The organism is Clostridium fallax, from assembly GCF_900129365.1.
In the GTDB taxonomy this organism is placed as follows: Bacteria; Bacillota; Clostridia; order Clostridiales; family Clostridiaceae; genus Clostridium_AH; species Clostridium_AH fallax.
In genome coordinates this window covers 1-7469 of sequence record NZ_FQVM01000046.1, presented here as the reverse complement: position 1 = coordinate 7469, position 7469 = coordinate 1, and the positions used below count along the sequence as shown (strand labels likewise).

Annotated in this window: 6 protein-coding genes; 2 read left to right on the top strand and 4 right to left on the bottom strand. The window is 27.1% G+C overall.

What is annotated here, in order from left to right; translation table 11 throughout:
• Positions 1 to 393: 393 nt before the first annotated feature.
• Positions 394 to 1431: a phosphodiester glycosidase family protein gene (locus BUA70_RS12640; RefSeq protein WP_072897844.1), complete on the top strand. Its 1038-nt coding sequence runs from the start codon at positions 394 to 396 to the stop codon at positions 1429 to 1431.
• Between the two features lie 15 nt (positions 1432 to 1446).
• Positions 1447 to 2493: a hypothetical protein gene (locus BUA70_RS12635; protein ID WP_072897843.1), complete on the top strand. Its 1047-nt coding sequence runs from the start codon at positions 1447 to 1449 to the stop codon at positions 2491 to 2493.
• A gap of 197 nt (positions 2494 to 2690) precedes the next feature.
• Here the strand turns inward: BUA70_RS12635 and proC are convergent, their stop codons facing one another.
• Genes proC through BUA70_RS12615 form a run of 4 tightly spaced genes read right to left on the bottom strand, consistent with a single transcriptional unit; the run spans position 2691 to position 7391 of the window.
• The gene (proC, locus tag BUA70_RS12630) at positions 2691 to 3497 is read right to left on the bottom strand and encodes a pyrroline-5-carboxylate reductase (RefSeq protein ID WP_072897842.1); all 807 of its coding nucleotides are present in this window, start codon (positions 3495 to 3497) and stop codon (positions 2691 to 2693) included.
• Between the two features lie 28 nt (positions 3498 to 3525).
• Positions 3526 to 5889, bottom strand: coding sequence for a trans-4-hydroxy-L-proline dehydratase (gene hypD, locus BUA70_RS12625; RefSeq protein ID WP_072897841.1), 2364 nt, complete (start codon positions 5887 to 5889; stop codon positions 3526 to 3528).
• Between the two features lie 6 nt (positions 5890 to 5895).
• On the bottom strand, positions 5896 to 6798 hold the full coding sequence (locus BUA70_RS12620) for a trans-4-hydroxy-L-proline dehydratase activase (RefSeq protein ID WP_072897840.1): 903 nt from the start codon (positions 6796 to 6798) through the stop codon (positions 5896 to 5898).
• A gap of 29 nt (positions 6799 to 6827) precedes the next feature.
• Positions 6828 to 7391 (bottom strand): helix-turn-helix domain-containing protein, encoded by a 564-nt coding sequence (locus BUA70_RS12615; protein WP_072897839.1) that lies wholly within the window; start codon positions 7389 to 7391, stop codon positions 6828 to 6830.
• Positions 7392 to 7469 lie beyond the last annotated feature (78 nt).

The window sequence follows — 7469 nt, the reverse complement described above, 5'->3', positions numbered from 1 at the left end:
TTTTATACCAAAACTAATAATATTAAAATCAAATAAAAATTTAAAACATTAATTATAGATATCTTATTTACTCTTTAATGTAACTCCTTTTATATTTTTTATTATTTATTTTAGACTTTATATTTACTTTATTATTTAAGTTTTTATCATAAATAATATACACTTTTAAATAATAATTTTGTAATTTAATAATAGATTTTAAATATTATATTTTTAACTATAATCTCATATAATCCTATTATTTTTTATTATTATTAAATTAAATTTAAAATACAATTTATAAACATATATTTATCCGTATTTATTTCCTATAAATAGTAAATAAATTTGACATAATTTTATTATATATCTATACTAAAATTAGTTTTATTTGCATAGAAAGGAAGAGACCTTGTGAAAATATTTAACAAAAAAAATAATAAAAAGAAACGTTTTAGTCTGAAAACGTTTTGTGCATTCATAATTTTTGAATTTCTTTTTACTATTATAACTGCTCCCTTTATATTGCTTTATGGTCCTTTTGAAAGAGCAAAAAAGGTATATGTAGGTGCAGCTATGACAACTCTTAGCCATCAATGGCTTGCAACAACCTTTTTATCCCAAGATAAAATAGATGAAATTTTAAACTCTAATAGATCTAAAGATATAAAAGATAATAATTTAGAAACTAATAAAAATATAGAATCTACTATTACTTTACCTATAAAAAAAGATGATACAATGGAACTTTTCTCCTTTGAAAACTTTAAGTACAAAGGATATTATTTAGTTGTTAATGATCCTAAAAGAATTACAGTCGGATATTCAAAAAATTTAGGAAAAGAAGGTCAAACCACCTCTGAAATGGCAAAGGAATTTGGTGCTGTTGCTGGAATAAATGGTGGTGCATTTCATGATGAATCTTCATCCTCAGGTGATAGGAAAAATCAATGGAATGGAAATGGAGGTAATCCTAGAGGTTTTATAATATCTGATAGCAAAGTTATTTTTAATGACGTTGCAAAAAAAGAAAAATCAGAAGTCTTTGCTATGACTAAAGAAGGAAAAATGTTAGTAGGTAAATATACCTTAGATGAACTTATATCTAAAAATGTTACAGATGCAGTAACCTTCACTCCTACTTTAGTAAAAAATGGACTACCTGTAAAGAATCTTCCTGATTGGGGTATTGCTCCTAGAACAGCAATAGGTCAAAGATCAGATAGTGCTATTGTTTTAATGGTAATAGAGGGTAGATCTCTTTCAGATATGAAAGCTGGTGCTAGTCTTGAAGAACTTCAACAACTTTTAATCAAATACGGACATGTAGTAAATGGAATAAATCTTGATGGTGGAAGATCCTCTACTTTATATCTAAATGGTAAAGTTATAAATAAGCTTTCCAGTAACATAGGTGAAAGAGCCTTACCTTCATCAATATTAGTTAAATAGTAAAGGGGAAAACTTATGAAAAAATTTAAAATGGTTTTTTGTTGGGCTCTTTTATCTGTTGTTTTTCAATGTTCTATATTTTTTATATTAAGCAATTACTATTTTAAAACAAATACTGATGTTGATATAAAACAAATTGAAATAAAAGAGGACACAACTTATAAAGATTGCAATATTAATTTACCACAAAACTCTAAAAATAAATCCTTATCATACAATGGTGAGTATATTGCCTTTTTAGAAAATGATAAATTAAAAGTTTTGAATACTACTAATAGTAATGATGAAAATCTAAATTTAGATAATAACTTCAAAGTTTCTTGCTTTAAATGGCTAAATGATAGGAATAGATTAATTGCTATAGGTAAAAAAGATAATGAGATTATTTTACATACTATAGATTTAAATAATATAAAAAATAGTAAAGAATTAAATGTATCAGATAATATGAAGGATTTATCAACTAAAACTAGACACAGCATAAATATAGATGATTTTGCTATTTCAACTAAAACTAGCGTTATGTATTTAAAAGCTATAGATAAATCTTCAAACTGTTATATATATAGAATAAATTCTAGTGATGAATTTGAAAAAATTAAACCTAACACTAATAAAATAAGTGATATAGAAATAATTCCAAGGGAAGATAGACTTATTTATGAAACCTTAGATAAAAGTGAATTTTATATAACAAGACCAGATAAAAAGATTTATATAAAAGGTAATGGTAAATATAATCTTTTACAAATTGATGAAAATAGCAATTTATACGTAGGAAATTTAGTTAATGATAAAATAAATAAAATATTTGTAAAAAAACTTGATTCTAATTCTCCTAGCATAGATACTATAAATTTAGATATTCCTATAAATTCAAAAGATATATACATAACTATAGATGGACAAACCCTTTTAAATTATAAGGAATCAAAAACACTAAAGGATATAACTGTAAATAAAGAATATAAATATAATGGAAATATCATAAGTGTATACAAAGAAGGGTTTTCCACTATATCAGAAGATAATAGATTAACTAAATATAGATTTAAAAATTAATTTTAATATATTTTTTAAAATATAAATTTAAGAGATAAACTTTTTTTCAAAAGAACTTATATAGATAGACCTCTTTTTATGAGTATTTCTATATAAGTTCTTTTTATATAATATTATAATAAATTTTTTAATAAATTATAAAAAAGTTAATGAGGAAGACTATACAATATCTTAAATTACTAATTAAATACCTAAAACTATTTAGACATTTCTTGAGATTTTTTTGTACAACTTCTCATTGCTTTTATAACGGCATTTCTAAATCCTTCTTCTTCAAGAGTAGCTACAGCTTCTATAGTTGTTCCTCCTGGTGAACAAACCATATCCTTAAGTGCTCCTGGATGAATTCCTGTTTCTAATACCATTTTCGCTGACCCTAAAACTGCTTGAGCTGCAAATCTATATGCCTTATCTCTTGGCATTCCATCTAATACAGCTGCATCTGCCATAGCTTCTATAAAAAGAAATACATAGGCTGGAGAGGACCCACTTACTGATGTTACCACATCCATTAAGTTTTCTTGTATTATCTCAGCTTTTCCAAAGCTTTCAAAAATATTTATAACTTCTTTAAGTTCCTCTTTATCTACTGCATTATTATAGCATATAGCTGCCATACCTTCTCTTACTAAGGATGGAGTATTTGGCATAACTCTAACTACTTTTATATCTTTTCCAAAGGCTTCCTTTGTACTTTCTAAGGATTTTCCAGCTGCTATAGTAACTATTATTACATTATCTTTTACAAAATCCTTTATCTCTTCTATAACTATTGGATATAAATTAGGCTTAACAGATAAAATCAATATATCTGCTACTTTTGCTACCTCTTTATTATCCTCTGTAATTTTAACGCCAAAGTTTTTTTTAGCTTTTAATAAATTAGATTCATTTAAATCACTTAAAATTATATTATCCTTAGAAACTAGCTTTGACCCAACTATTCCTCCAACAATAGCTTGCCCCATATTTCCTGATCCAATAAAACCTATTACTTTGTTCATAAATATACCTCCTAAGTATAATTATTTTTTAAAAACCATTTTGCTCTGTTCTTTCTATAATTTCATTTTGCAATGCTCTGTCTAAATTATTAAAATAGTCACTATATCCTGCAACACGAACTATTAAATCTTTATATTCATTTGGATTTTTTTGAGCTTCTAATAAGGTTTCTTTGCTTATTACATTAAATTGAATGTGATGACCATCTAATCTAAAGTAAGCTCTTACTAAATTTGCCATCCCATCTAATCCTCTTTCTCCTTCAACAAGTGATGGAGTAAACTTTTGATTTAATAATGTACCTCCAGTTCTTAAATGATCCATTTTTGCTGCAGATTTTATAACTGCTGTTGGTCCATTTATATCTCCACCTTTTGATGGCGAAATACCTTCAGATACAGGTAAATTTGCCTTTCTACCATCTGGCGTAGCATTTATAACTGAACCAAAATAAACATGACATGTAGTTGGAAGCATATCTATTCTATATACTCCTCCTCTACAGTTTGGTCTTCCATCAACTTCATTATAATATGCATCAAATACTTCTTTCATTATTTCATCTGCATAATCATCATCATTGCCATATTTAGGAGTTTTATTTTTAACTAAATTAAATATATCCTCATGTCCTACAAAATTATCCTTTAAAGCATCCATTAATTCTTCCATTGTTATATTTTTCTTATCAAATACTTGATATTTTATTGCAGCTAAACTATCTGTAATTGTTCCTATTCCAACTCCTTGAATATAACTTGTATTATATCTAGCTCCTCCTTCATTATAATCCTTGCCTTTTAAAATACAATCATCTGTAATAACTGATAAAAATGGTACTGGCATCAAAGTTCCATACATTCTCTCTATAACTCTATTTCCTTTTACTTTTATATCAACAAAATGTTTAAGTTGTTTTTTAAAGGCTTCTAATAATTCATCATAACTTTTTAAAGCAGATATATCTCCTGTCTTTAATCCTATTTGTTTGCCACTTTGAGAATCAATTCCATTTAATAGAGTTGTCTCTAATATTTTTGGCAAATTCATATACCCTGTTAATATATAAGCTTCTTTACCAAAGGCACCAGATTCAACACAACCACTTGTTCCACCACATCTAGCATCTTCTATAGATTTTCCTGCTCTTATTAATTCTTCAACTACAGAATCTGCATTAAATATTGATGGTTGCCCCCAACCCTTTCTTATAATCTCACAGGCTCTTTTCAAAAACTTTTGCGGTGTTTTTTTGCTTATTTGAACATTAGAACTTGGTTGTAATAATCTCATTTCATCTATTACATCAAGAACTAAATAACTTACATCATTAACTCCATCTGATCCATCTACTTTCATACCACCACTATTTATATTAGCAAAATCTGTGTAAGTACCACTTTCTTTTAATGTTATACCAACTTTAGGTGGTGCTGGTTGATTATTAAATTTAACCCAGAAACATTCTAATAACTCCTTTGCCTTTTCTCTAGTTAAGGATCCTTCTTCAATTTCTCTTTTATAAAAGGGATATAAATGTTGATCTAATCTACCTGGATTAAAGGCATCCCAAGGATTTAATTCAGAAATTACACATATATGAACAAACCAATACATTTGTAAGGCTTCTTTAAATGTTCTTGGAGCGTAAGCTGGTACCCAGCTACACATTTCTGCTATTTCTATAAGTTCCTTCTTTCTTATAATATCCTCTTCAACTTCAGCTAATTTTTCCGCTTTTTCTCTACAACGTTTACCATAAATAATTATTGCATCACAGGCTATACTCATAGCATCTAGTTCTTCCTTTTTATCTAAAGCTTTATCATCATTTAAATAATCTAATTTATCTATAGCCTTTTTTATATCCTCTTTTATATCTAAAAATCCTTTTTTATAATATTTATCTCCACCAGCAGTATGACCTGGTCCCCTTTGTTCCATAAATTCAGTAAATATTCCTGCCTCATAACAATCTTTCCATTGATCAGTCATTTTCTCTAATATTTTATGCCTCATTGATCTTTTTTCCCAAAAAGGAATTATCACATCTCTTTGAATTCTTTTATCTTGTTCAGTGGTTTTAAAAGAAATTTTTTCACGGTTACTCATTATGTCAAAGTCTTCAATAGTATGACAACATAATTCTGGATAAGTAGGTGTAGCTGCTGGAGCTTCTCCTCTTTCTCCTACTATAAGTTCATAATCATTAATACAAATTTCCTTTTTAGCCATAAGTTCTTTTAAAACTAAAGCTCTTAGTACTGGAGTAGAAACTGTTCCTTCATACTTTTTATAAACCTCTGTAACAATCTGTGTTCTTTCCATAGAAATACGTGGCACTGCTTCTAGACTTTGCTTTCTTAATTTTTTAACTCTTTCACTGACCATAATACTTTAACCTCCTATTTTCACTTTAATACCAGCATCTTTAAATTTTTTAACTATTTCAGCCATCTTATCTTCTGAAGGTTTTTCATTTCCTGAAAGCTTATATTCCATTTTAAGTTTTTTATATTTATCCATACCTATTTTATGATATGGTAATAAATTAACCTCTATAACATTTAATTTTTTTATAAATTCTATAGATTTATCTATATTGTCTTCGTTATCGTTTACACCACAAATTATTGGCATTCGAATAACTAAATTGTTTCCTGTATCTGAAAGATTTTTAAGATTATCTAATATGATTTTATTATCTACTCCAGTATATTTTTTATGTTTTTCACTATCCATTAATTTTATATCATATAAAAATAAATCTACTTTATCTTTTAATTTTTCAAAGCTATTCCAAGATACATATCCACTAGTATCTATAGCTGTGTGTATTCCCCTAACTTTACATTGAGTTAAAATATCATCTAAAAAGTCTGCATATAACATTGGTTCTCCTCCAGAAAAAGTTACTCCCCCTCCAGACTCTTCATAAAATATCTCATCCTTTATTATTTCTTTTAAAATTTCTTCCTTTGTTAAATCCTTTCCCACAAGTTCTTTAGCATTATTAGGACAAAAATCCATACACTTTCCACATAAAATGCATTTTTCCTCTTCTATAAAAGACTTACCCTCTATTATTCTTACTGCATCCCTAGGACATCTTTTTTTACATACTCCACACCCTGTGCATTTTTCATAAAAAAACATAATTTCATGTTCCTTTATTTGACTTTCTGGATTGTGACACCACCAACAACTTAAAGGGCATCCCTTAAAAAACACTGTAGTTCTTATACCTGGTCCATCATGAACAGAATATTTTTGTATATTTATAATAGTTCCTTTATCCACAAAACCATCTCCTATTTTTAAGTTTATCTTTATTCTTCTTTAAAAATATTAGGTGTATGAATAGTTAATAGTTTGACAGGCTTACTTGTATAATTAGCCCAATTGTGTTTTATACCTGAATCATAATGTGCACTATCCCCAGGATACAACGCTTTTTTTTCATCATCTATTATCAAAGTAAGAACTCCTTCCAAAACATAAACAAATTCCTCTCCTTTGTGTTCATAACATAAAAGATTTTCATTTACATCTGAAGGTAATATTTCAAATAATTGTGGTAAAAAAGCTTTATCTTCTAAATCATTACTTAAGTTATATTTTATAAATCTATTATTTTCAACTTGAAATACTTCTTTTTCATAACTTCTTAAAACTATTTCTTTTCTTTTTTGAGGTGCTTTAAAAAAATAACTTAAATCTACTCCCAATTCTTTACCGATTTTACCTAATGAATCTATAGCAACAGTTGTTAATCCTCTTTCTAGTTGAGATAAAAATCCTATAGAAAGCTCTGTTTTTTCACTAAGTTCTTTTAATGTTATATTTTTATTTGTTCTTAGCTTTTTTATTTTCTTTCCTATGATTATATTTATATTTGTATTTATTATGAGTTCTATCTTTTATTTTTAATATTCCACCAGTTCTAGCACTTAACTCTATTTCTCTTATCA